20 protein-coding genes are annotated in these 26,725 nt (G+C 64.1%); all 20 read left to right on the top strand.

Annotated features, from left to right (window positions below; all coding sequences use genetic code 11):
* Window positions 1–47 precede the first annotated feature (47 nt).
* The 20 genes from tssA to P0D84_RS01955 all read left to right on the top strand — a co-directional run bounded on the left by tssA (window position 48) and on the right by P0D84_RS01955 (window position 26,711).
* Window positions 48–1,097 carry a type VI secretion system protein TssA gene (gene tssA, locus P0D84_RS02050; RefSeq protein WP_408332015.1) on the top strand — a complete coding sequence of 350 codons (1,050 nt, stop codon included), beginning with the start codon at window positions 48–50 and terminating at the stop codon, window positions 1,095–1,097.
* 51 nt (window positions 1,098–1,148) lie between these two features.
* Window positions 1,149–1,709: a type VI secretion system contractile sheath small subunit gene (gene tssB / locus P0D84_RS02045; RefSeq protein ID WP_408332014.1), complete on the top strand. Its 561-nt coding sequence runs from the start codon at window positions 1,149–1,151 to the stop codon at window positions 1,707–1,709.
* Window positions 1,710–1,820: 111 nt separating this feature from the next.
* Entirely contained in the window at window positions 1,821–3,281 is a 1,461-nt protein-coding gene (tssC, locus tag P0D84_RS02040) for a type VI secretion system contractile sheath large subunit (protein ID WP_408339611.1), read from the top strand.
* A gap of 60 nt (window positions 3,282–3,341) precedes the next feature.
* Window positions 3,342–3,824 carry an Hcp family type VI secretion system effector gene (locus P0D84_RS02035; RefSeq protein ID WP_408332011.1) on the top strand — a complete coding sequence of 161 codons (483 nt, stop codon included), beginning with the start codon at window positions 3,342–3,344 and terminating at the stop codon, window positions 3,822–3,824.
* 96 nt (window positions 3,825–3,920) lie between these two features.
* Window positions 3,921–4,460 (top strand): type VI secretion system baseplate subunit TssE, encoded by a 540-nt coding sequence (gene tssE / locus P0D84_RS02030; protein ID WP_408332010.1) that lies wholly within the window; start codon window positions 3,921–3,923, stop codon window positions 4,458–4,460.
* Complete coding sequence (gene tssF, locus P0D84_RS02025; protein WP_408332008.1) at window positions 4,460–6,367, top strand: type VI secretion system baseplate subunit TssF; 1,908 nt, start codon at window positions 4,460–4,462, stop codon at window positions 6,365–6,367. The genes tssE and tssF overlap by 1 nt, the downstream gene beginning before the upstream one ends.
* Entirely contained in the window at window positions 6,364–7,452 is a 1,089-nt protein-coding gene (gene tssG, locus P0D84_RS02020; protein ID WP_408332006.1) for a type VI secretion system baseplate subunit TssG, read from the top strand. The genes tssF and tssG overlap by 4 nt, the downstream gene beginning before the upstream one ends.
* A 10-nt stretch (window positions 7,453–7,462) precedes the next feature.
* Complete coding sequence (locus P0D84_RS02015; RefSeq protein ID WP_408332004.1) at window positions 7,463–9,646, top strand: type VI secretion system Vgr family protein; 2,184 nt, start codon at window positions 7,463–7,465, stop codon at window positions 9,644–9,646.
* Window positions 9,647–9,668: 22 nt separating this feature from the next.
* Window positions 9,669–12,194 carry a DUF2169 family type VI secretion system accessory protein gene (locus P0D84_RS02010; RefSeq protein WP_408332002.1) on the top strand — a complete coding sequence of 842 codons (2,526 nt, stop codon included), beginning with the start codon at window positions 9,669–9,671 and terminating at the stop codon, window positions 12,192–12,194.
* Window positions 12,191–13,288, top strand: a complete 1,098-nt coding sequence (locus P0D84_RS02005) for a pentapeptide repeat-containing protein (RefSeq protein WP_408332000.1) — start codon at window positions 12,191–12,193, stop codon at window positions 13,286–13,288. The genes P0D84_RS02010 and P0D84_RS02005 overlap by 4 nt, the downstream gene beginning before the upstream one ends.
* A 2-nt stretch (window positions 13,289–13,290) precedes the next feature.
* Window positions 13,291–14,166 carry a DUF3540 domain-containing protein gene (locus P0D84_RS02000; protein ID WP_408331998.1) on the top strand — a complete coding sequence of 292 codons (876 nt, stop codon included), beginning with the start codon at window positions 13,291–13,293 and terminating at the stop codon, window positions 14,164–14,166.
* Window positions 14,167–14,175: 9 nt separating this feature from the next.
* On the top strand, window positions 14,176–14,565 hold the full coding sequence (locus P0D84_RS01995) for a DUF4150 domain-containing protein (protein ID WP_408331996.1): 390 nt from the start codon (window positions 14,176–14,178) through the stop codon (window positions 14,563–14,565).
* A gap of 75 nt (window positions 14,566–14,640) precedes the next feature.
* On the top strand, window positions 14,641–15,135 hold the full coding sequence (gene tssJ / locus P0D84_RS01990; protein ID WP_408331994.1) for a type VI secretion system lipoprotein TssJ: 495 nt from the start codon (window positions 14,641–14,643) through the stop codon (window positions 15,133–15,135).
* Window positions 15,132–16,499: a type VI secretion system baseplate subunit TssK gene (tssK, locus tag P0D84_RS01985; RefSeq protein WP_408331992.1), complete on the top strand. Its 1,368-nt coding sequence runs from the start codon at window positions 15,132–15,134 to the stop codon at window positions 16,497–16,499. Before tssJ ends, tssK begins: the two co-directional genes overlap by 4 nt.
* Window positions 16,500–16,530: 31 nt before the next feature.
* A complete protein-coding gene (gene tssL / locus P0D84_RS01980) occupies window positions 16,531–17,847 on the top strand; it encodes a type VI secretion system protein TssL, long form (protein WP_408331990.1) in 1,317 nt (438 codons plus the stop codon).
* Window positions 17,844–21,431, top strand: coding sequence for a type VI secretion system membrane subunit TssM (gene tssM, locus P0D84_RS01975; RefSeq protein ID WP_408331988.1), 3,588 nt, complete (start codon window positions 17,844–17,846; stop codon window positions 21,429–21,431). The genes tssL and tssM overlap by 4 nt, the downstream gene beginning before the upstream one ends.
* Window positions 21,432–21,458: 27 nt before the next feature.
* Complete coding sequence (locus tag P0D84_RS01970; RefSeq protein ID WP_408331986.1) at window positions 21,459–22,592, top strand: FHA domain-containing protein; 1,134 nt, start codon at window positions 21,459–21,461, stop codon at window positions 22,590–22,592.
* 95 nt (window positions 22,593–22,687) lie between these two features.
* Window positions 22,688–23,986, top strand: coding sequence for an HlyC/CorC family transporter (locus P0D84_RS01965; RefSeq protein ID WP_408331984.1), 1,299 nt, complete (start codon window positions 22,688–22,690; stop codon window positions 23,984–23,986).
* A gap of 191 nt (window positions 23,987–24,177) precedes the next feature.
* Window positions 24,178–25,485: a GspE/PulE family protein gene (locus tag P0D84_RS01960; RefSeq protein WP_408331982.1), complete on the top strand. Its 1,308-nt coding sequence runs from the start codon at window positions 24,178–24,180 to the stop codon at window positions 25,483–25,485.
* The gene (locus P0D84_RS01955) at window positions 25,482–26,711 is read left to right on the top strand and encodes a type II secretion system F family protein (protein WP_408331980.1); all 1,230 of its coding nucleotides are present in this window, start codon (window positions 25,482–25,484) and stop codon (window positions 26,709–26,711) included. Before P0D84_RS01960 ends, P0D84_RS01955 begins: the two co-directional genes overlap by 4 nt.
* Window positions 26,712–26,725 lie beyond the last annotated feature (14 nt).

Genomic DNA, 26,725 nt, shown 5'->3' with positions numbered 1-26,725 from the left:
AATTCTGAGGTATATCAATTAACGCATCGCTCCGGCGCATCCATTTAATGAATGCTTTTTCGATCGATCAAATCGGCTTCATGAGTCCGGAGCAGCCTTGCGGCGTCGATCTGGAATATGACGTCGCATTCACGGTATTGCAGCAAGCCGCGACGGGCGTCCGTGAGCAGCAATTCGGCGACGCCCTGATTCCCGCCGTTGCCCCCGACTGGCGGCACGTCGAAACACTGGCTGTCGAGCTGCTTGGCCGCAGCGTCGATTTGCGAATCATCGCTCTGCTGACGCAGGCATGGACGGAGATCGACGGTTTGTCCGGTTACGCAAAAGGTCTGGCGCTCGCCGCTGAAACGCTAGAGCAGCAGTGGGAGGACGTCCATCCACAGTTGCGGATTGCTGGCGAGTTCGATCCGCTGGTCCGTGTCAACGCCATCGCGGCGTTGACCGACCCGAAGGGCGCTGGACGCGCCGCTCGCGAAGCCATCTTGCTGCGGCTGGCATCCGGTGATCTATCGTTGCGCGAGGCTGCGGCGATTCTCGAAGGCAATCCCGCGGCCGCGGCGAAAAGCCACCCTCCGTCCGGCGGTATTCAGAAGGCGGCGCTATGTGCAGCGCTGGCCGCAGCGCAAACACAACTGACCGCGGTTCCGCAACTGCTCGATTCGATCGATCGAATCCGCCAGCAGATCGCCACCAGGCTCGACATCTCCTGGGTTCCCTCCGCAAGCGCGGTGGAGGCCCCGTTAGAGACGGTGCAGCGGGCGATTCTTGCGTCACGCGAGCACGCTCCGCAGGCTGCGGGCGGCACCAGGCCGCACGTGGAACAAGCCCGGTCCATCGTCGCAAATGATTCTCGCGGGCCTGGCGAGCGGCCGCCAATCGGCTCGCGCGAGGCCGTCATGCTCGCGCTGGAGGATGCGTGCCTGTATCTGGAGCGGGCGGAGCCGAGTCATCCGGCGCCGCTACTGATCCGCCGCGCCCAACGCCTGATGCGGATGAACTTCTACGAGATCGTCCGTGACATGGCACCCGCTGCATTGCCTCAGGTGGATGTTCTGGCCGGTCACGCGCAGAGCACGTCAGACAACCCGCGCGGCTAAGGCGGTGCGCATCGCGGCTAGCACATCAATCAAATCAGCGGAGGACTTCAAATGGGCAACTCAAACGCGTCAAGAGCAAAAGCAACGGGGCAAAAATTCATCGCGCGCAATCGCGCGCCGCGGGTTCAGATCGAGTACGACGTCGAGACTTACGGCAGCGAGCGGAAGGTGGAAATACCGTTCGTGATGGGAGTGATTGCCGATCTCGTCGGCAAATCGACGCAGCCGCAGCCCGATCTCGAACAGCGCAAATTCTTCGAAGTCGACATCGACAACTTTGACGGCCGCCTGAAAGCGATCCGGCCGCGCGTCACCATGCAGGTGCCGAACAGCATCTCCGGGCAAGGGTTGCTAGCGGTGGATCTCAGCTTTGAAAGTCTTGGGGATTTCTCGCCGGACGCCATCGCGACCCAGGTCCCCGCGCTCAATCAGTTGCTGCAAGCGCGTTCGCAACTGTCGAATCTGCTGTCGTACATGGACGGCAAGAGCGGCGCGGAGGAACTGATTACCCAGGCGCTGAAAAGTCCCTCACTGCTCAAGGCACTGGTGGACGCCTCCGGTTCGCCGGATGCCGCGGACGCAGCCGGAACCGCCGGTGTCGAGCGCGCGTAACGTGTACCGCGACGTGTACAGCGACGTGCATGGCGCGAGGCATGCCTTCATCTCAAGACCGTTGAAAAGACCGCAATGAATCATACGGAATCCCCCTTGCCGCAACAGCTCATGCCTGTGCTCTCGGCTGACCGCTTTTCCGCCTCCCTGATCAGGGAGCTCAATCCCCGTACCGAACAGGCGCAGCAAGCGATCGACGGCGCGATGAAAACGCTCGCCCTGCAGGCGCTTGAGAACGCCGTGGCCATGTCGGACGACGCCTACCAAACAATCCAGGCCGTCATCGCCGAGATTGACCGCAAGCTCTCGGAGCAGATCAACGCCATCATCCATCACGAGGATTTTCAGCAGATCGAATCGTCGTGGCGCGGGTTGCACTATATGGTCAACAACACCGAGACGGACGAACTCCTGAAAATCCGTTGCCTGCCGGTGACGAAAACGGAGTTGAGCCGGGTGCTCAAGCGCTATAAGGGCGTCGCCTGGGACCAAAGCCCGATTTTCAAGAAGATCTACGAGGAAGAGTACGGCCAATTCGGCGGGGAACCGCTCGGCTGCCTGGTCGGAGATTACTACTTCGATCACAGTCCACAAGACATCGAGACGCTCGGCGAAATGGCAAAGATCGCGGCCGCCGCGCATTGTCCATTCATTACCGGCGCATCGCCCGCGGTCATGCAAATGGAGTCGTGGCAGGAGCTATCGAACCCGCGCGACCTCAGCAAGATTTTTCTGAATAGCGAGTACGTTGGCTGGCGCCACCTTCGCGAGATGGAAGACTCGCGCTATCTGGGCCTCACGATGCCGCGCTTTCTGGCTCGCCTGCCCTATGGCGTCCGCACGAATCCGGTCGACGCCTTCAACTTCGAAGAAGACACCGACGGCGCCAACCACGAGCGCTACGCATGGATCAATTCGGCCTATGCCATGGCGACCAACATCAACCGTTCGTTCAAGCAATATGGTTGGTGTACGTCGATTCGCGGCGTCGAATCCGGCGGCGCGGTGGAGGACCTGCCCACCCACTCGTTTCCAACCGACGACGGTGGCGTCGACATGAAGTGTCCCACTGAAATTGCGATCAGCGACCGCCGCGAAGCAGAACTCGCACGCAATGGCTTCATGCCTTTCGTCCATCACAAGAATTCCAGTCTTGCGGCATTCATCGGCGCCCAATCATTGCAGCGGCCGGCGGAGTATCACGACGCCACGGCCACGGACAACGCGAGGCTCGCGGCACGCTTGCCCTACCTGTTCGCGTGTTGCCGCTTTGCGCACTATTTGAAGTGCATCGTGCGCGACAAGGTGGGGTCATTCAAGGAGCGCAGCGAGATGGAATCGTGGCTCAACAACTGGATCATGCACTACGTCGACGGCGATCCTGTCAATTCATCGCAGGACACCAAGGCGCGAAAACCGCTTGCGGCGGCGTCCGTGGTTGTGGAAGACATCGACGACAACCCGGGCTATTACAGCGCGAAATTCTTTTTGCGACCGCACTATCAATTAGAAGGGCTAACGGTATCCCTGCGTCTCGTTTCGCAGTTACCCGCGCTCAAGCATGGCGATTGAGCCGTGCTTTCGCTTTGATCGTTGAAGTCGTTTCAATCAGTAGGAACCAGGAGGTAGGGAATGTCAGTTGATATGTACATGCGGGTGGACAACGTCACCGGCGAGTCCAAAGACGCCAATCACAAGGGATGGATCGACATCCAGTCCTACGGCTGGGGTGCAACGCAGCCCGGCAGCATGGCGACCGGAAGCGGCGGCGGCATCGGCAAAGTCAGTTTCAACGACTTGCAGGTCGAAACCTTCATGGATAAGGCGGCGCCCGCCATTCTCAAATACTGCGCCAACGGCAAGCACCTGCCGAAGGTCGAGATCTCCGTGTGCAAAGCCGGCGGCTCGCAAATCGAGTATCTACGCATCACCTTGTCCGAAGTGTTGGTGACGGCCGTACAGCAAGGCGCGGCAAAAGGGTCCGAGGCAGTGCGAATCACCTACTCGTTCCAAGCGGCAAAGGTGCAAAAACAGTATTGGGAACAGACGGACCAGGGCACGAAGGGCGGAGAAAGCGTACTCGCCTGGGACATCAAGGAAAACCGCGAGGTCTAACCTCTTCCCTTAACCGGTGCGCCGTGCGGACGCGGCGGCAAACGCTTCGTCCGCACGCCATTTAGTTAGCCAGTTAGCCAGCGAGAGTCTCTTTTTGTGAGTCCCACCCTTCCTTCCAACTCAACGCGAGATCGCGCGCCGATCCGCGCTCGTGCGCACGTCGAGGCGCTTCCCAGCCTGCTGGATCGGCTGACGGAGCGACGGCCGCCACCCGGCGACGGCGCGTTCGCGTTCGTGCCGTCGCGCGCTGATCTGCGCGACGCCGTGCTGCGCGACCTGAGCTGGCTATTGAACTGCGCCAGCCTTGAAGCGACCGACGATCTCGCCGCGTACCCGCACGTGCGCAGATCCGTGTTGAATTTCGGCATGCGTGCATGGGCGGGCGGTCGCGCTTCGGCAGTTGACCAGGACGGTATGGAGCGCGCAATCCGCGAGGCGGTCGTGCAGTTCGAGCCGCGCATTCTCGCTGAAAGCGTGGAGGTGCGTTGCAACGCGCACGCTCAGTCACGTGCCATCCTGTCACTGGAAATCACCGGCCAACTGTGTCCGGCCACGGCGCCTCAAGCCTTCCAGTTTCGCTCGGACATCGACATCGAGAGCGGCCATGTTGTGCTCCGTTCGCAGGAAGCCATGTAATGGACGCCCGCCTGCTCGACTACTACAACCGCGAACTTGCGTATCTGCGCGAGCTCGGCGCCGAATTCGCGGCCGAATTCCCGCAGGCCGCCGGACACCTGGGCATGCGCGGCATCGAGGTGAGCGATCCGTATGTCGAGCGGCTCCTTGAAGGTTTCAGCTTTCTGACCGCGCGCATCCAGCTAAAAATGGACGCCGAGTTTCCGCGTTTCTCCCAGCGCCTGCTCGACGTGGTCTATCCGAACTACCTCGCTCCGTTGCCGTCGATGACGATCGTCGCCGTGCAGCCGAACTTGCGCGAAGGCAGTCTGCTGTCCGGCTATACGCTGCCGGCCGGCACGTCGCTGCGCGGCAATCTGGCGCCAGGCGAGCAGACCGCCTGTGAATTCAGCACCGCGCACGATGTCACGTTGTGGCCGCTGCGTATCACCGAAGTCAAACTGGGCGGCGTCCCCGCCGATCTGCCGTTGCCGCACGGCCAGCTGACAAGCCGCGTGCGCGGCGCGCTGCATATTCAACTGGAAGCCAGCGGCGTCGGCAATCTGCGCGAGTTGCCGCTCGATTCGTTGACGTTTTTTCTCAGCGGTCCGGACAATCAGGCACTGCCGCTGCTGGAGCAGGTGCTAGGTCATCATCTCGGCGTCATCTGCCACGGGCCTTCGGTCTCGGGCAATACAAGTCACACTGGCAGCGCCTGCTCGCTGCTCGACGGCGAGGCCATCCGCCAGGAAGGTTTCGATGCTGCCCAGGCGTTGCTGCCATACGGTTCGCGTTCGTTCCAGGGATACCGGCTGCTGCACGAGTATTTCGCCTTTCCCCAACGTTTTCTGTTTTTCAGCATCGGTTCACTGCAACGCGCGCTGCAAAACATCGACGGCACCACGTTCTCACTGACCGTTCTGCTCGACGAAGCGTCGCCCGAGCTCGAACGGTCCGTCGATCTGCGCAGCCTCGCGTTGTTTTGCACGCCGGCGATCAACCTGTTCCCGAAGCGCACCGACCGCATCGCCATCACGAATCAGCGGTATGAGCATCATGTCGTAGTCGACCGCACGCGGCCGCTGGACTACGAAATTTACGGCGTCGAGAAAGTGGCGGGCCATCGCCAGTCTGACGGCGGGCACTGTGAGTTTCATCCTTTCTACGGCGGTCTTTCTCACGACCACGCCGATCGCGGCCGCTATTTTTCGATGCGGCGCGAAGCGCGGCTCGTCGCCCCACGCGACCATGCTGCAAGCCGCGCAGCGCGCAGCAGTACGAAATCGGCCTACGCCGGCAGCGAAGTATTCATCTCGTTGGTGGATCAGCACGAAGCGCCGTTTTCCGACGACTTGCGGCACCTGTCCGTCGACGCCATGTGTACCAACCGCGACCTCACACTGCTGATGCCAACCGGCAGCACTAGCGATTTCAGTCTGCGCACCTCGGCCCCGGTCGCCGCCATCCAGGCGCTCCGACGGCCCACGCCGCCGCAGCCGCCCCTTGCGGAAAACGAAATCACATGGCGACTCGTCAAGCATCTCGGGCTCGACTACCTCACGCTGACCGATCTTGACAGTGTGCAGGGAGCGCAGGCCTTGCGCGAATTGCTCGAACTCTATGCGAGCGCAGCCGACGCAGCTGTGCGGCCGCAAATTGACGGTGTACGCAGCGTTCGGGTTGAGCCGGTTTGCCGTCAGTTGCCTCAGGCGGGACCGCCGATGTTCGGCCGCGGTGTGGCGGTGTCGCTGCTGCTCGACGAAACCTCGTTTGCGGGCGCGAGCACGTATCTATTCGGCGCGGTGCTGGAGCAATTTTTTGCGCGTCACGTGTCATTGAATAGCTTTAGCGAACTCGCGGTAGCCACGCTGCAACGTGGGCAAGTGAAACGTTGGCCACCTCGCGTCGGAAGCCGCCCCACAGCATGAGCAACGCAATCGCCCCATCGTCGCGTGTGCCGCACGCCGGTTCTATGCTCGCGCATTTCTGGCAATGCGTTGCCGATGCGCCATACAAGTACGATCTGTACAACCTGTTGCGCTGGCTGGACGCGCGCGCGGCGGCCCCGGCGCCGTTGGGACGCGCGGCGCATCCCGCCGATGAACCGCTGCGGATCGGCCAGCTACCATCGCTCGCCTTCGCGCCGGCAACGCTCGCCGCCGCGTCTGCGCCAGCAGAGGGCGCGAAGCCGCGTGTCCTGATTCACAGCTTCGGTCTATTCGGACCGAACGGCCCCCTGCCCCTGCATCTGACGGAGCTTGTGCGCGAGCGTGCTCGCCATCACGACGACCACGCGCTGAGCGCATTCGCCGATCTGTTTCATCATCGGCTGATCCTGCTGTTCTACCGCGCCTGGGCCGATGCGCAGCCTACGGTCAGCCTCGACCATGGCGAGGGCGGACGGTTCGATCGCTACCTGGCAAGCCTCATCCATCTGCCGCGGCGCGAGGCGCGGCGACCCGACACGCTGTCGGATCACGCCAGATATTTCATGGCCGGCCACCTGGTGCGACAGACGCGCAACGCAGAGGGTCTGCGGAGCATCCTGCGCGCCTGCCTCGGCGTACCCGTCCAGATCGTCGAATGGCTGCCACAGTGGCTGCCGGTCGAAGCGCCGCAGCGCACCGCGCTACGCACGCACGCGAACACCCGCCGGCTTGGTGCCGACGCCATGCTGGGTGCGGCGGTTCGCGACGCGCAGACGAAATTCGAGGTTCGGCTCGGCCCCCTGTCACGCGAGCAATACGCCGCATTGCTACCCGGCACCCCGCTTTCGCAGCAGTTGACGGATTGGGTGCGGCAGTACGCCGGTGTCGAGTGGTCGTGGGACGTGCGCCTGCTGATGGCCGCCGATCAGGTTGCCGGCATCGCACTCGGCGCCGGCCGACCGCTGGGCTTCGCCAGTTGGCTCGGCACGCGAACCAGCACGCTCACTGCCGACGATCTCGTTTATCAACCTGAAACCCGCAACACCCGCGCCTCCCGCGCGGCCAGCGCTCAGTCGGGTCTTTGAAGAAGCTGCCATGAACCACATCATCATCGCGCACACGCCGCTCGATCCGCAGATGCTGCGATTCCGCTCGCTACGCGGCGAGGAGACTCTGTCGGCGCTGTATGAATTCAACGTGGAGCTGGTGAGCCCGTCCGCTTCGCTCGATATGAACGCGCTGCTTGGCAAGCCGCTGACGCTCTACATCGTCACGCTCAACGGCAGCACCCGATACCTCGGCGGCCAGATCGTGCGCTGCGAATTCGCCGGACGTGAGACCGATACGCCGCGCACCTACATCTATGCGGTCACGCTGCGGCCATGGCTGTGGTATCTGACGAAAACAACCGACTGCCGCATTTTTCAGAATCGCACGGCGGTCGAGATTCTGCGCGAGGTCATCGGCAAATATGGCTTTCCCGTCGAAGAACGCCTGCTCGCAAACTATCGAAGCTGGGACTATTGCGTGCAGTACCAGGAAAGCGATTTCAACTTCGTCAGCCGGCTGATGGAACAGGAAGGCATCTATTACTACTTCCGCCACGAAGCCGGTCAGCAGGTCCTGGTGCTCGCCGACGACACCAGCGCGCACGACCCGTTGCCCGAGCACGCCATGCTGCCGTATCAGTCGCCCGACCGCCTTGCGCTGCCGCGCGAAGAGGGTATTGATGAGTGGCGTCCCGCCACCCAGATCAGCGCGGGCGCGTTCGCCGTCGACGACTACGACTTCCGCAAACCGCGCGCCGATCTGTCGCAAATGCGGGCCCAGTCTTCGAGCGCCGAGCACGGCGGCTACGCCAGGTATGCGTGGCAAGGCGGCTACATCGAAGCCGAGCAGGGCGAGCATTACGTGCGCATGCGTCTCGAGGAAGAACAGGCGGTGAACGCGCGCGTACGCGCCCACACCCGTTTGCGTGAAGCCGCGCCGGGCTATCGCTTCACGCTGCAGGACTGTCCCCGGCAAGCGGAGAATCGCGAATACCTGCTGGTGAGCGTGGTCTACCGCCTGCAGGAAGGCGGCTATGCAAGCGGCAGCAGCCACGCGCAATACGACTTCGATCTCGTTGCGCAACCTGCTTCGCTGCCCTTTCGCGCGCCCAGCTTGACGCCGGTGCCCAAAGCCACGGGCCCGCAAACCGCGGTGGTCGTCGGACCGGCAGGCCAGGACATCTGGACCGATCAATACGGCCGCGTGAAAGTGCAATTCCGCTGGGACCGTTACGGCAATCGCGACGAGAACAGCTCGTGCTGGATTCGCGTGTCCGACGCGTGGGCCGGCGCCGGCTTCGGCAGCATTCATATTCCGCGTGTCGGCCAGGAGGTGGTGGTCGATTTTCTCAACGGCGCGCTCGACCGTCCGGTCATCACCGGGCGCATCTATAACGCCGATCAGATGCCGCCGTTCGCGCTGCCGGAAGCCGCCACGCAAAGCGGCTTCGTCACCCGCACGCCAGGCGGCAGCAGCGCTAACGCCAACATGCTTCGTTTCGAAGACAAAGCGGGCGCGGAGCAGATTGCCCTCCATGCGGAGCGCAACTACGACGTCTCCGTCGAGAACGACGCGACGCGCCAGGTCGGCCGCAACGAAGCCGTCAATGTGAGCAACGATGCGACGCGCGGCGTGGGCCGCGACTACACGGTATCGATCGGTAACGACTATGCCGCGTCGATCACCAGCAACCAGAGCCGCACGGTCGGCAACAACTCCAGCGCCGAGGTGGCTAACGATGAGACGCACACCATCGGCCGCAACTACAGCCTGAATGTCTCGAACGATTCGACCCACACGGTGGGCCATAAACACACGCTGACGGTCGCCGGTGACATGACGCATACCGTGGGCAGCGACCACAGCCTGAGCGTCGCCAGTAACTCCACCACCAGTGTTGGTGCCGATTCGACATCCAGCGTGGCCGCCAACTCCACCAGCACCGTGGGCGGCAACTCGGCCGTCACGGTCAGCGGCAGCTCGACCGGGATCGTGATCGGCTTGCAAACAGGCATCGCCACGGCTCAGCTCTTCGTGACCGGCTCGATCGTCACGGCGACCGGCTCCAGCGTCGGTGCAACCGGATCTAGCGTCAGCGCGACCGGATCGGACGTGGGCGCAACCGGCAGTTCGGTGTCTACAACCGGGTCGTCGGTCAGCAGCACGGGATCGAGCGTCAGTGCGACCGGCGTGTCGTTCTCGACCGTCGGCTTTTCGGTGACTTTCTGAGCCGCTGCGCGCCTGATATCCGATGAAAATCATCAAACCCACCCCCGTCGGCATTCTGACGCGTACTTATCGGCAGGCCGGCAACGAGCATCTCGGCATCGCGATACCGGTGATGGTGACGCTCGGCGAAGCGCCCTACCTCGCCAGTGAGTCTGAACTGTGGAATATGGTTGGCAGCGAGTTGGGCGGCTATGCACTCGACGCCGCGCTGCCGAAACAGCATGCCGAGTTTCTGGTAGCGGGGCGCGCCTACGGCCAGTATTGCAATGCGGCGCACCTGTGCCGTGTCGGCATTCGATTCGCCGGCCTCGACAAGCAATTGCAAGTGTCGGGCGCGCGCGAATGGAACGGCGATACGCCGTCGCAAGCCGCGCCGTTCGAATGCTTGCCGCTCGATTGGCCGCAGGCCTACGGCGGGCCAGGCTATGCCGACAATCCACGTGGCATCGGTTTTCCCACCGGCGCGCCGGGCACCGCGCAGTTGCTTCCGCACATCGCGTATCCGGACGCGCCAGTCGTCACGCGCGAACGCGGCATCGCACCGGCGGCCTTCACGCCGATCGCCGCTGACTGGCCGCAGCGCAGCGCGCTATATGGCGAGATGGACGAGCGGTGGCTCAAGGAGGATTGCCCAGGCTTTCCGCGCACGATGCATGCGGACTATTTCAACGTCGCGCCGCAGGATCAGCAATTCCCTCACCTCGATTCGCTGCCACCGGGTGCAGCGTATGAGTTGACCCACATGCATCCGGAGCGCCGGACACTGGCCGGCGCGTTGCCGCCCCTGCACGCGCGTTGCTTCGTGCAGCGGACACGCGAATCGGACTTGACCGAAGTCACCATGCGGCTGACGACGGTATGGTTCATTCCACACCGCGAACGGGCCATCATGATTTTTCATGGCGCGGCGCGGGTCCAGGAATTCGACGCGCAGGACGTGGCGTGCTTGCTGCTCGCCGTCGAATGCCACAACAAACCGCGCAGTGACGCGCATTATCGCCGCGTGTTCGATCTACGCATGGACAGCAAGCGCGGCGTGTTGCACGCCCTGCGCGACCTGGACCTCGCGCCGCAATCAATGCTAGCCGCCGCGGACGATGCGGACATCGACGGCGACGGTGACGCGCACGCCGGACCACAAGTCGGCGCGTTGCAACGCAATCTGCAACAACGCGCCCGCGAGCAGGCTAGCCAGGCGGCCGCCGCTGGCGCACTCATCTCCGTGCCGGAAGTGGCCACCACACGCCCACCGCGCCTCGACGAACTGGCCGAGTTCGTCGAGCGCAGCGAAAAGCTCGCCGAGACTCAGTTGGCCGCGCTCGAACAGACGCGTCAGCGAATCGAGGCCGAGCACCCCGAACTCACCGCGAGCCGAAACGCTGCGGCAAGACGTGGACCTTCCCAGACTTTCGCAAGCAATCGCGCCCAGCACCCTGCCCTGCCCGAGGTGCTCGAACAGGAACGGGAAGCCGAGCGCAGGCTGCGCGCATCCTATTTGCAGTCGGCCCACTATCAGGAAGCCGCGGCACGCCTCGACATTGCGTCGTCCGCCGCACTGCGCGAACGCGTTGCCGTTGGCCATGGCCGTGGCGAATCGCTCGCCGGCCTCGACCTCACCGGCGCCGATCTGAGTGGGATGAATTTGCGCGACGTGGACCTTGCCGGTGCGCTGCTCGAAAGCGCCGACCTGAGCGGCACCGACCTGACCGGCGCCAACTTGCGCGACGCGGTCATCGCGCGCGCCACGCTCGCCGGGACCACATTCGCCAAGGCCGATCTCTCAGGCGCCAACCTTTCGCTCGCCGACTGCGATGGAACCGACTTCAGCGAAGCAGTGCTCGACCGCTGTCTGTTCGAACGAGCGGTCTGGCGAAACTGCAACGCGCGGCGTGCATCGGCGAGGCGAGTCCAGTTCAGCGGCTGCCGTTTCGAAGCGGTCGATTTCGCGGAAGCCACGCTCAGCGAGTTGGTCTTCATCGAGCAGACACTGACCGACGTGACCCTGCACGCGGCGACGATCCGCAAGCTCGCATTCATTCAGTGCCGGCTCGACCGCGTTGCTTTCACGTCCGCCGACATCGAGGGTTTCGGTTTTGTCGAAACCGTGGCGCAGCAGATCCGTTTCGACCACGCGCGGCTTCGCAAAGCGTGTTTCGCGAAAGACACCGTACTGGATCGTGCGGACTTCTCGCGGGCGTCGCTGACCGAAGTGAATCTGCGGCATACACAGGCCCGCAACGCGCGATTCAGCGGCGCAACGATCAGCCAATGCGACTTTTCGGATGCCGGTCTGCAGCAAGCCGACCTGAGCGATGCGAAGTTCGACGGCGGCTATCTGGTTCGCACCGACCTGAGCGGCGCCAGCCTCGCCGGCGCCGACCTGATCGGCGCGCAAATGCGCCGCGCCATGCTGCACGACGCCGACTTCGACGAAGCGAATCTGTTCCACGCCAATCTTGCCGAAGCATCGATCGATGCATCCACGCGCCTTGGCCATGCCTACCTCGAGCAGACCGTGTTTCATCCGTTACGCAAGGCAAGCGCATGATGTCCGCACGTGAACAATTGCAGCAGGCCGTGCGCAACGGCGAAGCGATCAGCAACCGCTCGATCGGCGCACTGGCTCTCGAGGGGTGCGATCTGTCGGGCGGCATCTTCGACAAGGTCACGTTCGAAGGGACCCGGCTTGCGCAGGCACGCCTGGCCGAGAGCGTCTTCACCGACTGCCTGTTCAACGGCGTCGACCTGCGCGGCGCGGATCTGTCGAAAAGTGTCTTCATCAACGGAGCGCTGACCGGCACGGATCTGTCCGGCAGTCTGCTCGACGACTGCCGTCTGAGCGGAACGCGCGCGAACGGTACCCGTTTCAGCGAGGTGCGTGCCGCGCGCTTCGCGTGCCTGCATACCGAGCTTCTTGCGAGCAGGTTCGACGGCGCGCAAATCGACCAGGGCTTCTTTGACGAAACGCCTTTGCGTGGCGCCGACTTCTCCGCAGCGCGTCTGCAACGGTGCTTCTTCTATCGACTCGATCTGCGTGAGGTCGGCTTCGCGCGCTCGGAATTCGATCGCGTCGTGTTCACGGAATCGGATCTGAGCGGGCAGCGTCTGAACAGACAGACGTTCGTCCGCTGCCAGTTCATCACCACCAACCTGAGCCGCGCCGATTTCACGTCGGCTAATTTGACCCACTGCAATTTTCAGGGCGCGAGACTCGACCATGCGGTGCTGGAGCATGTGCACGCGCCGTCGGCCATTTTCTTCGGTGCGAACGTCGGCCATGCACGTTGCGCTCATGCACAGCTGGAGAACACCATCTGGGTCGACGCGCACGCGCAGCACACCGATTTTTCGGACGCGGATTTGCGCGGGGCCGTATTTCAACGCGCTGATGCGGCGCACGCACAGTTCGTGCGGACTCGCCTGAATGCGGCTGACTTCTCGCATGCGGTATTGGCCGGCGCGGACTTTCACGAAGCCGTGTTCGCACGCACTTCTTTCCACGGCGCGCAAGGCGCCGAACCGGCAACCTCTCCGGGCCGCCCAGGCGTGATCGCCGCTGAGCCGGCCCTCCTCGCCGCGCAGGAATGGTCGAGACACCGGGACGACCGTCGCCGACACACATTCATCAAGGAGCAGCCCTAGCCATGACAACGACCACAGCGCAGCGGCGCATGCCGGAGCATGACACCGGAGTCGAACGTGTCGAACCTATCGCGCGTGTCGAACGTGCGAAGGGTGACGAACGTGTTGAGCATATGGAACGTGTTGGACGCGCAGAACATCCGAAAGATGACGAGCGCGTTGAGCGTGTCAAACATGCGAAACATGTTGAACGCGCTGAACGCTTTGAACGCTTTGAACGTGCGGAGCATGTCAACCGCGTTGAACGCGCAGAACATGCGAAACAGGCCGAACGCACCGAGCGATCGCATAACAGCATCGGCACGGTGATCGCCGTCTTGCACGACGACGTCTATCTCGTAACCGGCGACGACGGCGCACTGCTCACCTGCAAGCGCGCGTTCAGTTGCCTGATCACACCTGCGATCCGCGATCGGGTGGCAGTCTGCGGCAGCGGCCCGCGGCACGGCTACGTGGCGGCGATACTCGAACGGGCCGCCGGCAGCGAGACATGCATCCGCGTGGAAGGCGACCTGCGCATCGACGCGTCCGGTGACGTGCGCGTCAGCGCGGCGCGCGAAATCGCGCTGGAGGGCGAGCGCCTGGCCGTCGCCACGCACGACGCGGAACTCACGGCCACGAAGAGCACGCTCGTCTGCGATGAACTGGAAGGACGCATCGGCCTCGTACGTCTGCTCGGCAAAACGATCGAAGCGGTAGTCGAACGCATCGTGCAAATCAGTAAGACCAGTTTCCGCTCGATCGACAGCGTCGACCATCTGCGCGCCGCGCATATCGACTACGCCGCGTCGGAAAGCGTGCGCCTGCACGGCAAGAACACCCTGCTGAGCGCCGAGCATCTGTCGAAGCTCGACGCCGAACAGATTCACCTGGGATAGGACTGGACGATGGTGATGGTCAACTCGAGCGCCGGGGGCGCCAACGACGCCGTATGCGTCAACCTGACGCCGCCCGTCGGCGTCCCGGTTGCTTACGACACCAATGCACAGCGGCCCCAGGCCATTCCCAATGTCAGCAACATCCTGATCGCCGCTGCCCCCGCGCACAACCTGGCAACGATCATTCCCGTCACGAGTGGCGATGCCCCGGGCTCGATGGGCGGCGTCATCTCGGGCACCGTATGCGCGAGTTCGCGCAACATCAACGGCGCCAATACGGTATTGCTGCACGGCATGCCGACCACCCGCATGACCGACCCCACGCAGCAGAACGCGACCAACGCAATCGGCACCGGCACATCGCCGAGCCAGACGCACATTCTGAATCTGGCGGGCTAAGCCTCACATGATCGCACCTCGATGAAGCGCCTACAGCTACGCCTACGCGCACGCCTCCGATTACGCCTACGCCTTTTGCTCGCCTTGGGCGCGGCCTTGTTGGCCGGCGCGTGCGCATCGTCCGCGAAACCTGAAGCGCGCGCCTGGGACATCTATCTCGAAGCCGCCGCCAACGTGAATCCCGACGGCCACGGCCGGCCAGCGCCGATTCTGATCGGCCTCTACACGTTGAAATCGACGGCGGTATTCGAAGCGAGCGATTTCCCGTCCTTGCAGGAGCGCGCTAAAGCGGTCCTCGCCGACGACCTCGTCTCGTTCGAACAAATCATCCTGCTGCCGGGCGAGCGCAAGCTGATCCAGCGAAGCGCCGAGCCCGGCGTGCGGGCACTCGGCGTCGTCGCGGGCTATCGGGAGCTCGACCGGCACAGCTGGAAAGCCACCTACGCACTCCCCGCCGACGGCGCGGGCAGCGTGTTTTCATTCTGGCCGTCCACTCACGAGCGGCTTGCCGTGCAAGTGAAGCTCAGCGGCGGCCTGATCGTTAGAACCATGGATTGGGCACACCGATGAACGACCACCATTCGCCACTCAAAAACGGCAGTACCGCCCGCAGCAAAGTTGTCTGGTCAGAAGGCATGTTTCTGCGGCCGCAACATTTCCAGCAACTCGAACGTTATGTCGAAGCCTATGTGCAGCAGCGTTGCCTGGCGTCGCATGCCGCGTTCTGGGGGTTCCAGAGCGTCGAGGTCGACCACGCCGCGCTGGCGCTCGGCAAAGTGGCGCTCGCGAGCGCGCAAGGCGTGTTGCCCGACGGCACGCCGTTTCTGCTGACCGAGCCCGACGAATTGCCTGCGCCGCTCGACATTCCGGCCGACGCCAAAGACCTCACGGTGCTGCTCGCTCTGCCGCGCAGGCGAGCCGGCGCCGACGACACGATCTTCGAAGAGCAAGCCGGATCACTCGCGCGCCACGCCGTCTATTCGCGCGACATCGCCGATAGCAATGCCGTTGCGTTGGGGCCCGCGGCTCTGCAACTGGCCCGGCCGCGGATGCGGCTCATGCTCGCCACCGAACTTGGCAGCCAATGGCATGGCATCGGTTTGCTGCGCGTGCTGGAGCGCCGCAGCGATCGCCAACTGGTGCTCGACAATCACTACATTCCGCCGATGCTGAGTGCGGATCAACATCCGGTGCTCGCCCAATACCTGCGCGAATTGCACGGGCTGCTCGAACAGCGCAGCGAGGCGCTCGCGCAGCGCCAGTCAAGGCCGGGGCGCGGCGGCGTGGCCGAGGTTTCGGAGTTCCTGCTGCTCGCGCTGATCAACCGGGCGCAGGCCGATACGTGGCACGCGCTGCACATGCCGCATCTGCATCCGGAGCGCCTGTTCCAGCAATGGCTGCGCCTTGCGTTCGAGCTGTCCACTTACACGGCCGAGGAGCGCCGGCCGGCGCTTTACCCCAGCTACCAGCACGACGATCTGCAAGGCAGTTTCGGGCCCTTGATGGCCGAATTGCGCCGCGCACTGTCGACCGTTCTCGAACAGAACGCCATCGCACTCGAATTGCAGGAGCGCGCGCACCGCGTCTGGGTGGCACAGATCCCGAGCGTCGAGCTTCTGCACCATGCCGGCTTCGTGCTCGCAGTGCATGCGGATCTACCGGCAGAAACCGTGCGCACGCGGTATCCGGCGCAAGTGAAGATCGGCCCGGTCGAACGGCTCGCGGAACTGGTGCACCTGCAGTTGCCGGGCATCGCCATGCGCAGCTTGCCGGTCGCGCCGCGACAGATCCCGTATCACGCGGGCTATCACTATTTCGAACTCGATGCAGGCGGTGAACTCTGGAAGCAACTCGAACAGTCCGGCGGCCTCGCGCTGCACGTGGCCGGCGATCTGCCGGGCCTGACGATGGAATGCTGGGCCATTCGCGGCTGATCTCACGTATGCGAAAGAAAGGCGAATAAACATGTCATCCATCGCAGCAGCGCCTGCGCAGCGCACAGGAACCAGGCAGTCATCGCCGGCGGTCGGGGCAGGACCGGCGTCGCGGCTTGAATCACGGCTTGAGTCAGGATTCGAGACGCCGTTCGCGCAACCCTCGGCCTATGCGTCCAATCCACTCGTCGCCGCCGCGCTGCCACTGTTCGAAGCGCTTGCGCAGATCCGTCTCAACGCGACAGTGACACCGGAGCGTCTGCGCGCATTCCTCGTCGCGGAAATGCGGCGTTTTCAGACGCGCGCCCAGCAGGCGGCCGTGTCGATCGAAACGATCGTCGGCGCGCGCTATTGCCTGTGCACCGCGCTCGACGAAGCCGCCGCACTCGCGCCGGGGGGCGGCAGCGGCGCATGGTCCGCGCACAGTTTGCTCGTCGCGTTTCATAACGAAACGTGGGGCGGCGAAAAGTTCTTCCACCTGCTCGCCCGTTTGTCGGCGCAGCCGCGCGAACATCGCGACCTCATCGAACTGCAGTTTTTCTGTCTCGCGCTGGGATTTCAAGGACGCTATCGCGTGATCCAGAACGGCGCCGCACAACTCGAAACGCTGACGCGGCGCCTGCACAAGTTGCTGCATGAGACGGCAGGCGGCTACGCATTGCCGCTATCGCCGCATTGGTGCGCCGCCGACCGCACGCCGGCGCGCGCGCTCCGCCGCGGCATGCCCCTGTGGATGTGGCTGGCAGGCGCCGCGCTGCTCGGTGGCGCGAGCTTCGTCGCGTTTCTGCTTGCCACGAATGCTTACGGTGATCGCACAACTGCGGCGATCAACGCGATCCGCCTGCCGGAAGTGACTTCGCAGCGCGCGCTCGACCGCGTGCCGCCCGTCGCCGCGCTGCTTGAGGCCGACGTGCAGAGCGGCGCGCTTAGCGTGCGCGACGAAGGCGATCGCAGCGTCATCGCGTTGCGCGGCGACGGACTGTTCGGCTCCGGATCCGCTGTCGCCAGCGAGGCCGCGTTGCCGGTACTCAGCCATCTTGCGGCCAGCCTCGATCGCGTGCCGGGAGACATCCTGATCACCGGACACACCGACAATCAGCCGATCCACGACCAGCGCTTCGCGTCGAATCTCGCGCTCTCGCTGGCCCGCGCCGAAGCCGTCAGGCAATGGCTGATCTCGGCCGGCCTCGACCCCAGCCGGCCCGTGAAAGTCGCCGGACGCGGCGACCAGCAACCGATCGACAGCAACGCAACAGCGGCAGGCCGCGCGCGCAACCGGCGCGTCGAGATCGCGGTGTATCCCGCCTCGTCCGCGCGCCCGGAGCTTGTGCCGAAGGCGGACCGATGAATAGCCTGAAACGCATTGCCGGATGGCCGGCGGCGCTGTTGCGCCAACTCGGCTGGGCAAGTTTGGCGTGGCTCGCGCTTCTCATCTCGCTGATCTGGATCGCGGGCCCGATGCTGGCGTTCGGCGATACGCGGCCACTGGAACCAGAACGATCCCGCTATGCACTGATCGCTGTGGTGCTGCTCACGTGGACGTGGCGGCAGGCTCGGCGCACGCGCGAGTCACGGCTGCCGGAGCCGTTGCGCCGCGCATCTTCCGTATCGCGGACCGACCCCGCCGAAGACGCCCAGCATCAACGCCTCGACGACCTGCGCGCGCGCTTCGATCACGCGCGCTACGTGCTGCGGCACGCCACCGTCCCTGCCGGCCGGCTTGCCACGTGGTTCGACAGACTCACTGGGCGGCACGTGTACCGTTTGCCGTGGTATCTGATCGTGGGCAGCGGCGCAGCCGGCAAAACGGCCGCGCTGCTCAATGGCGGGCTCGAACTGTCGATGGCCGAGCAGGCCGCGCGCGCCGCCAGCCGAGGCACGGAGCCGACTCACGCGTGCGATTGGTGGTTCAGCAACGATGCCGTTCTCGTCGATACGCCTGGCGCGTACCTCGATGCGGCCAATGCCGCCGACGCGCGCAACGCGGAATGGCGCGAACTGCTGGCGTTGCTCAAGCGCCATCGCCCACGCCAGCCGCTCAATGGCGTCGTCCTCGCAGTCGGCGTGGACGCCTTGCTGACACTCGACGAAGCCGGGCGCGCGGCCTATGCAACGCGGCTGCGAAAGCCTTTGCAACTGATGCAGAGCACGTTCGGCATGCGTGTACCCGTCTATCTGTGCATCACCCGGATGGATCGCCTCGACGGCTTCGGCGCCTATTTTTCCGGACTGAATCGCGACGGCCGGGCGCAGGTGTGGGGTGCGGCATTGGAATCCGGCGACAGCGCGTTGACCGAGACCTGCCAGCGCGCTTTTCAAGCGTTGCAGCAACGCCTGACGGATGGCTTGCGCGACGTGCTGATCGTCGAGCCCGATCTGGTTAGCCGGGCGCGCGCCTTTCTGTTTCCGCAGCAATTCGCGAGCATCGAGGAGCCGTTGGTCGACTTCTGCGAGGCGCTGTTTCGGCCCTCGCCGCTTGAAACCAATCTGCTGCCGCGCGGCGTCTATTTCACGAGCGCGCTACAAGGCGGCCTGGGTATCGATCGCGTGCTGCCGGCGACCCGCCAGCAGATGGGCATCGCCGATTCACTGCCTGCGGCCGCCGCGCCGCCGGGTCTGCACAGCTACTTTCTGAAGCAATGGCTGCGCGAGGCCGTATTCGCCGATGCGGGATTCGCGGGTTCAAGCCGCGACTCGCAACGGCGGCGTTTCGTCGTGCACACGATGATCGCCGCAATGGTCGGTATCGGGCTCGTCGGGCTGCTGGCCGGCTGGGCGATCAGTTACGCGCACAATCGAGCCTACCTCGATGAAGTGTCCATGCACGTCGGCGCATTGAATCGACTGTCAGCGCAGCCCATCGCGCTGACAGCCGGCGACTTGCAGCCGTTATCGCCGTTGCTCGATACCCTGCGGGCGTTGCCGCGTAGCGAAAATGTCGACACCGACGCGCCGCCTGGATGGCGTTACGGTATGGGGCTTTATCAAGGCGCCAGGATCCGCGAAGCAAGCGACGCGCTCTACCGACGCGCACTCGACGAAAAACTGTTGCCGCAGGCCGCTGCACGCATCGAGCGCATGCTGGCCGACGCGCCGGCCGACGACGCCGACTATTCGTACGAAGCGCTCAAAGCCTATCTGATGCTTTACGACGCGTCCCGCTACGACGGCGGCTTTCTCACCGCGTGGCTGTCCCTGGACACCCGCGGCGCGTTGCCCTCCGACCTGACGCAGGACGAACGCGCACGCCTGGAAGCGCATCTTGCGAACCTGTTCGCGTCACGCGTCGTCACGTCGCCGTTCGCGTTCAACGCGCCGCTCGTGGACGCGGTGCGCGCGCGGCTCGCGCACGAATCGCCCGCGCAACGCGCCAACCACCAGCTCAGTCGCGAACTGCTGCGCACGATGCGCAACGAGCCCGTCACGGTGGCCGGCGCCGGTGGCCCGCAAGCAGCACTCGTATTGACACGCCGAAGCGGTAAGCCGTTGACCGACGGCATAGCGAGCCTCTACACCTATCACGGCTACTGGGATGGTTTCGAACCGCGCGTCGCCGCGGCGGCGGCCCGCTTGCAAAGCGAAGACCCGTGGGTGCTCGGCATCCACCCAACGCCCGCAACCGACAACGCACGCATCGCCCTGGAAATCCGCCGCATGTTCCTGAACGACTATATCCAGGCATGGGACGCTTACCTGAACGATCTAAGCATCGTGGATAGCCAATCGCTTGCGCAAAGCATGCAGATAGCGCGCACCTTGTCCGCGCCCGATTCGCCGCTCAAGCAATTCCTGCAAGCCGCCGCCGACGAAACAACCTTGTTGCGCGCGCGCGCCGGCAGCGAGCAGCCCGCGCCGGGCGCACTGCAAAAACGCATTGGCGAAGCGAAAGAATCGCTGAGCGCGATGTTCGGCCACGCTTCGCCTGGCATGTCGGCGCCCGTCGCGGACGACCAGCCGGAGGGCATCGTCGACAGTCATTTCGAGCCCTTGCGGCGTCTGATGACAGCCGGCGGCGCCAGCGCCGCAGGCGTCACCCCGCTGGAAGGCAATCTGCGTGTGCTCGACGAACTGTATAGCTATCTCACCGCTGCCGATGCCGCCTTGGCAAGCGGCAGTCCGCCGCCGCAAACCGACGTCTTCAATAAGTTGCAAGCCGACGCGGGACGTCTGCCGGCGCCGTTGAGAAAGATTGTCGGCGACCTGTCGCAGGCGAGCGCGCTGCAGGTCAGCGGGGGGGCACGGCGCAACGTCGCGCAGGATGCGCAAGGCAGCCTCGGCCCACTGTGCCGGCAGGTCATCGCCGGGCGCTACCCGTTTGCACGCGGCTCGAACCGCGACGTCGCGCTGGACGATTTCACGCGGTTGTTCGCCTCAGGCGGACTGATGGACAGCTTCTTCCAGAAGAATCTGGCGTCGCAGGTCGACGTCCGCGACGGCCGCTGGGCATTCCGGCGCGACGCCAGCGGCAAGATGATCGCGGATAGCCATTTGCTCAGCGCTTTCCAGAACGCGGAAACGATTCGCAACGTCTTTTTCGCTACCGGCGCGGCAACACCGTCGCTACAGATCGAATTGACGCCGCTTGAACTGGACCCGGGCATCACGCAATACGCGCTGAATATCGACGGGCAGACGATGCGCTATGCGCATGGGCCGCCACTCCCAATGGCAGTGAAATGGCCGGGCGAGCGGGGCGTCGGCCTCGTCAGCCTGCAAATCAGCACGCAAACCGGTTCCGACGGCGTGCAAACCCAAGGTCCGTGGGCGCTCTATCGGCTATTCGATAAGGCGCGCATCACGCCGGGCGCCGCGCCCGAAAGCTTTATCGCCACCTTTGATTTCAGCGGCCGGAAACTGGCGCTTCGCGTGAGCGCGAACAGTAGTTACAACCCGTTCCAGCTACCTCAAATGAAAGCGTTCTCGTGTCCATGAGAATCGCTCGCTGCAGGAAACGTTACGATGCTCCAGCCGTCTCTTAAGCTCACCATTCTCGCTAGCCACGGTCAAGCGCTTGCCAGCGGCGCATGCGCAAGCTTCGTGCCCCAGGGCGGCAACATCGGCCGCGCGGCCGACAGCACGCTCAGGCTGCCTGACGACGATACCGTCGCGGAGCGCCACGCCGTCATCCGCGCGCAATACGGCGCATGGTGCCTCCTGAATATCGGCGGGCCCGCGGCGCTGACGGTGAATGGCAAGCCGATCGCCGCGGGTCAGGAGATCCGTTTGCAGTCCGGCGATATCGTCAATATCGGCAGTTATGTCTTACAGGCGACCGAGACATTGCCGCCGGCTTGGGACTTTCAGATCAGCAGGCCATCCGGCGCCATCCCACAGGATCCGAATTTGCCTCGGCCAGACATCGCAGACGGCAAATCGGCCAGGTTTGCAACGCCGCCCATGGAACCCCTGGTATTCGGGCGCCTTGACGGCCAGTCTGCTAGCGAGCCGCCGTCCGTCGAGCTGGACGGGCTGCTCGACACGCCGGTCGACCCGCTTGCGCTATTTGGCGCGCCAAGGCAGGGTTGGGAGAATCCAACCGAAGGGCATTCATCAGACTTGTTCGCCGACCTCGCGGGCGGCCGGGCCGCTAGCGGCTTTGAAGCCACCCCAACAGACGGACTGCACGGTTTCGCGCTGCGAGACGACGCGCCGGAACACGGCGCGCCACTACGGCTCAGGATTGCAAACGCGCAAACGCCTAGGCCGTCGGACAGCACGCCTGCGCCGATTGCAACCGCCATGGCAGCCACTCACGCTGCGTATGGCGAATCCGCGCCGGCGACTGAACGCGCCGCCCAAGCCGCTGTTCCTCAATACGGTGAACATTCGCAAGTGAAAGCGGCGCTTCGTCACGGCGGCCTCATCAGGGTCTCCTGCGCGAACACGCCGGTGAGCCTGAACGACGCACCGCAAGAACAACCCCAGGAGCGGCAATCGGGCAGCCGCGACGCCACCACGTCGGCGCTGCTCGCGCTAAGCGAGGCGTTTCTCGACGGCGCGGGCATCCACCCCGACAGGCACATCGAAGCGGGCCTCACGCCTGAATTCATGCGCGCCCTCGGCGCGATCGCGCGCGCGTTGAGGGAATGGTAGCAGCACCGCTGCCGCGCCTCAGCCCGCCCGGGCAGGCGGCTCGCCCACCCCGCTCTGCTATATTCTCTCCATCCCGTCCCTATCCTTCACTAAGCGTGGAACAACTTCCCTTATGGGCGCAGATCTGCGCCGTCTTTCTGCTGCTTATCTGCTCCAGCTTCTTTTCGATTTCCGAAACGGCGATGATGGCGATCAATCGCCATCGCCTGAAACACCTTGCCAACCAGAATGCGCTCGGCGCGAAGACCACTCAGGGTCTTCTGGCGCACACCGACCAGCTATTGAGCGTGGTCCTGATCGGCAACAATCTCTTCAACACGATCATTCCGGTGCTGACCACCTCGATCGCACTCCATACGTTTGGCCGCAATAACGTCGTGCTGTCCATCGCGACCGGCATCGTCGCGTTTCTGATTATCGTGTTCGCGGAAATCACGCCGAAGATCGTCGGCGCCACGTTCCCGGAGAAGATCGCGCTGCCGGCCAGCCTGCTGATCGCACCGATGATGCGTGTCGGCAAGCCGCTCGTCTGGTTCGTCAATCTGTTCGCGAACACGATCTTGCGCGTGCTGCATATCAACACCAAAGGCGCGCACGATCAGCGGCTTTCCACCGAAGAGCTGCGCACCATCGTGCTCGAATCAGGCAGCTTCATGCCGACCAAGCACCGCAGCATTCTGTTGAACCTGTTCGATCTCGAGAACATCTCCGTCGACGACGTGATGATCCCGCGCCGCCGCATCGAAGCGCTCGATTTCGACGCGCCGTTCGAACAGATCCTGCATCAGCTGGAAACCTGCTATCACAACAAGCTGATCGTCTATCAAGGCGACATCGACCGGGTGCTCGGCGTACTGCACGTGCGCAAGACACTCGCGGCCCTGCACAACCAGGAACTGGAGCGCGAGACGCTGCGCGAGTTGCTCGCCGAACCGTATTTCGTGCCGACCGGCACGCCCGTATTCCAGCAGCTGCAGTATTTCCAGGAGAGCCGTCACCGCACGGCGCTGATCGTCAACGAATATGGCGAGTTGCAAGGACTCGTCACGCCGGAAGACATCATCGAGGAACTGATCGGCGAATTCACCACGACGATTCCGCGCAGCGCGAATTCTCGCGGCGGCTGGAACGAGAAGGGCGAATGCATCGTCGCGGGCAGCATGCCGCTGCGCGAACTGAACCGCTGGCTGCTTCTCGCACTGCCAACGGACGGGCCGAAAACGCTCAATGGCTTGATTCTCGAAATACTCGAAGACATTCCCGACGGCGACGTGTGCGTGCAGATCGGCGAGCTGAAGCTGGAAGTGATGCGCAGCGACGACCAGGCGATTCGCACTGTCAAGCTGTTCAGACCGCCAGTGCGAGCGAAGGCAGGCAAGGCGCTGCGGGGTTGAGTGGTCGCCCTCTGAGCCCTCTGAGCCCTCTGAGCCCTCTGAGCCCTCTGAGCCCTCTGAGCCCTCTGAGCCCGCAGCATCGCATACCGGCGCGGTGCGCACCATTAGCCGATTGGCTGAATGGTGATGCTGGCGGCCTTGCCGGATGATGGCGTCGTCGTGTTCTACAGGCGGCTCATCACCGGTCTCTCATGCAAGGATCTTTTCAACCCGCGGCATCGCCGCGGCCCGTCGCCTTCGATAGCGAAAACCCAGCCAAACCAAAGCACAACGCGTTTGCTGCCGAGGCCAGCGCCAGTACCAACCTCACCCCAAGTCTCGCTGATTCCGACAACGCACCTGCCGTACGCCTCTTGACCGACACGTTGCAGGAGGCAACCCGCCGCAATGCTTCGGACCTGCACGTCGAACCGGAGGAGCATGGTTGGCGCGTGCGTTTGCGCATCGACGGCGTACTGCATGAAATCCCTCGGCCGCCCGCACATCTGCGCGACGCGTTCATCACGCGCGTAAAAGTGCTGGCGCGCATGGATATCGCCGAGCGGCGCGTGCCGCAGGACGGCCGGCTGCGTCTTGCCACGTCGCCCGGCCGTGTCGAAGACTATCGCGTCAACTCGTTGCCTACCCTGTTCGGCGAAAAGCTGGTGCTGCGCAGGCTCGACGCGCTGCCCACCGATCTTTCGCTCGACTCGCTCGGTCTCGATCCACAGCAACGTCACGCGGTCGATGCCGCGATTCGCGCGCCGCACGGTCTGGTACTCGTCACCGGACCCACTGGCAGCGGCAAGACGCTGTCGCTGTATTGCTTCCTGCACATGCTTAACGACGAGGCGCGCAATCTGTGCTCAGTGGAAGATCCGGCGGAAATTCAATTGGCGGGGATCACTCAGGTGAGTGTGCGCGAAAAGGCCGGCCTGACATTCGCGGTGGCGCTGCGAGCGTTTCTCCGTCAGGACCCCGATGTGATCATGGTCGGCGAAATCCGCGACGACGAAACCGCCGATGTTGCCGTGAAGGCCGCGCAGACCGGCCACCTCGTCCTGTCGACCTTGCACACAAACGACGCGCCTGCTGCCGTCGCGCGCCTGATCGACATCGGCGTGGAGCCATACAACCTGGCCGCCGCGCTGAGGATGGTCACGGCACAACGGCTCGTGCGGCGGCTTTGCGCAGCGTGCCGCGCACCCGCGCCGCAATCCGCTGCGGCGCTGCGGGCAGCGGGGTTCGCGGACGATCAGCTCGATGGCTGGCAACCCTTTGGCGTCATCGGTTGCGCGGCTTGCCACGGCATTGGCTATCGGGGCCGCGTCGGGGTTCACCAGGTGATGCCCGTCTCCGACGCGATGCGCGAGTTGATCGTGGCTCGCGCGGGCAGCCATGAACTGGCCCGGTTGGCGCAGACCGAACGGGTTGCCAGCTTGCGTGACGCGGCCTTGGCGCGTGTGCGCGATGGCACCACGAGCCTTGCGGAGGCGCTCGCCGCCACCGAGGTCGCATGAGCGCCGCAGCGACTTCTCCACCGCCAGTGGCCGAGATGCGCTTCAGATGGCGCGGCGTCGATGCCGACGGTATGCGGAAAACCGGGGCGCTCATCGCGCCGGACGTCAGCACTGCGCGAGCCATGCTCAAGCGCGAAAAGCTGTTCATCGTCGAACTCACGGCACGCGGGTCAGCGCGGCGTCCCCGCACCCGCAGCGCCGACGTCACTGTTTTCACCCGCCAGCTCGCCAGTCTGCTGCGCGCGGGTTTGCCGCTCGCCCCTTCGCTGGATCTGCTGGCGCAAGCGCAGAGTTCGCGTCGGCAAGGCATGCCGCGAATCGTCGGCGCGCTGGCGCGCGACATCACCGGTGGCTTACGCTTCTCCGCGGCGTTGCAGCGGCATCCTGCGCAATTCAACGCGCTGTACTGTCAGCTCGTCGAGGTCGGCGAAGCAGCCGGCGCGCTGCCGGCCGTCCTCGCCCGCATCGCCGACGACCGTGAACGCGCGGCCGCGCAGCGTGCCAAGGTGCGCGCGGCGCTGACCTATCCGGTCGCGATCCTGTTGCTGGCGATAGCAATTACCGTAGCGCTGCTGGTTTGGGTCGTGCCGACCTTCAAGCAGATCTTCGACGGCTTCGGCGCGAAACTGCCCGCGCCCACGCAGTTCGTGCTGGCTTTGTCGGCAGGCGCCGCGCGATGGAGCATTCCTCTAGTCGTCACGGTCTTCGCGGCGGCCTCGGCTGTGACGTTTCTGCTACGACGTTCCGAAGCAGCGCGTATCCGCTTCGCGCGCTTGTCGCTGACAATGCCGGTCGCCGGTCCGTTGCTGCGCACCTTGTGCGCGGCGCGCTGGAGCCGCGCGCTCGGCACCTTGCTGTCGGCTGGCACACCGCTCGCGGATGCGTTCCATTCACTGACTCACGCCACCGGCAACGCTTTCTTCGATCGCGCCACCGTGGAAATTGCGGCCCGGCTGCGGCGCGGCGAACGGCTCGCCGCGGCAATGCGCGCGGCGCAGTGCTTTCCGCCAGAGCTCGTCCAGCCAGTTGCTGTTGCCGAGGAGTCCGGCGCGCTCGACACGATGCTGATCGACGTGGCGTCCCTCGCCGATCGTCAGGTAGACGAAAAGATCGGCACGCTCTCGAGCTTGTGCGAGCCGCTGGTCATCATCGTGCTGGGTACGCTGGTCGGCGGGCTGGTGATCGCGATGTATCTTCCCATTATTCAACTCGGCAACGTGGTGTAGCATCGCAGCCGAAT

The sequence above is a fragment of the Paraburkholderia sp. RL17-337-BIB-A genome (assembly GCF_046025895.1).
Taxonomy (GTDB): Bacteria; Pseudomonadota; Gammaproteobacteria; order Burkholderiales; family Burkholderiaceae; genus Paraburkholderia; species Paraburkholderia fungorum_C.
This window is presented reverse-complemented; position numbering and strand designations above follow the sequence as displayed.

Excerpts from the sequence above, each read along its gene's own strand:
- tssA (WP_408332015.1), top strand. The coding sequence starts at position 48 with ATGAATGCTTTTTCGATCGATCAAATCGGCTTCATGAGTCCGGAGCAG.
- tssB (WP_408332014.1), top strand. The coding sequence starts at position 1,149 with ATGGGCAACTCAAACGCGTCAAGAGCAAAAGCAACGGGGCAAAAATTC.
- tssC (WP_408339611.1), top strand. The coding sequence starts at position 1,821 with ATGCCTGTGCTCTCGGCTGACCGCTTTTCCGCCTCCCTGATCAGGGAG.
- P0D84_RS02035 (WP_408332011.1), top strand. The coding sequence starts at position 3,342 with ATGTCAGTTGATATGTACATGCGGGTGGACAACGTCACCGGCGAGTCC.
- tssF (WP_408332008.1), top strand. The coding sequence starts at position 4,460 with ATGGACGCCCGCCTGCTCGACTACTACAACCGCGAACTTGCGTATCTG.
- tssG (WP_408332006.1), top strand. The coding sequence starts at position 6,364 with ATGAGCAACGCAATCGCCCCATCGTCGCGTGTGCCGCACGCCGGTTCT.
- P0D84_RS02015 (WP_408332004.1), top strand. The coding sequence starts at position 7,463 with ATGAACCACATCATCATCGCGCACACGCCGCTCGATCCGCAGATGCTG.
- P0D84_RS02010 (WP_408332002.1), top strand. The coding sequence starts at position 9,669 with ATGAAAATCATCAAACCCACCCCCGTCGGCATTCTGACGCGTACTTAT.
- P0D84_RS02005 (WP_408332000.1), top strand. The coding sequence starts at position 12,191 with ATGATGTCCGCACGTGAACAATTGCAGCAGGCCGTGCGCAACGGCGAA.
- P0D84_RS02000 (WP_408331998.1), top strand. The coding sequence starts at position 13,291 with ATGACAACGACCACAGCGCAGCGGCGCATGCCGGAGCATGACACCGGA.
- P0D84_RS01995 (WP_408331996.1), top strand. The coding sequence starts at position 14,176 with ATGGTGATGGTCAACTCGAGCGCCGGGGGCGCCAACGACGCCGTATGC.
- tssK (WP_408331992.1), top strand. The coding sequence starts at position 15,132 with ATGAACGACCACCATTCGCCACTCAAAAACGGCAGTACCGCCCGCAGC.
- tssL (WP_408331990.1), top strand. The coding sequence starts at position 16,531 with ATGTCATCCATCGCAGCAGCGCCTGCGCAGCGCACAGGAACCAGGCAG.
- tssM (WP_408331988.1), top strand. The coding sequence starts at position 17,844 with ATGAATAGCCTGAAACGCATTGCCGGATGGCCGGCGGCGCTGTTGCGC.
- P0D84_RS01970 (WP_408331986.1), top strand. The coding sequence starts at position 21,459 with ATGCTCCAGCCGTCTCTTAAGCTCACCATTCTCGCTAGCCACGGTCAA.
- P0D84_RS01960 (WP_408331982.1), top strand. The coding sequence starts at position 24,178 with ATGCAAGGATCTTTTCAACCCGCGGCATCGCCGCGGCCCGTCGCCTTC.
- P0D84_RS01955 (WP_408331980.1), top strand. The coding sequence starts at position 25,482 with ATGAGCGCCGCAGCGACTTCTCCACCGCCAGTGGCCGAGATGCGCTTC.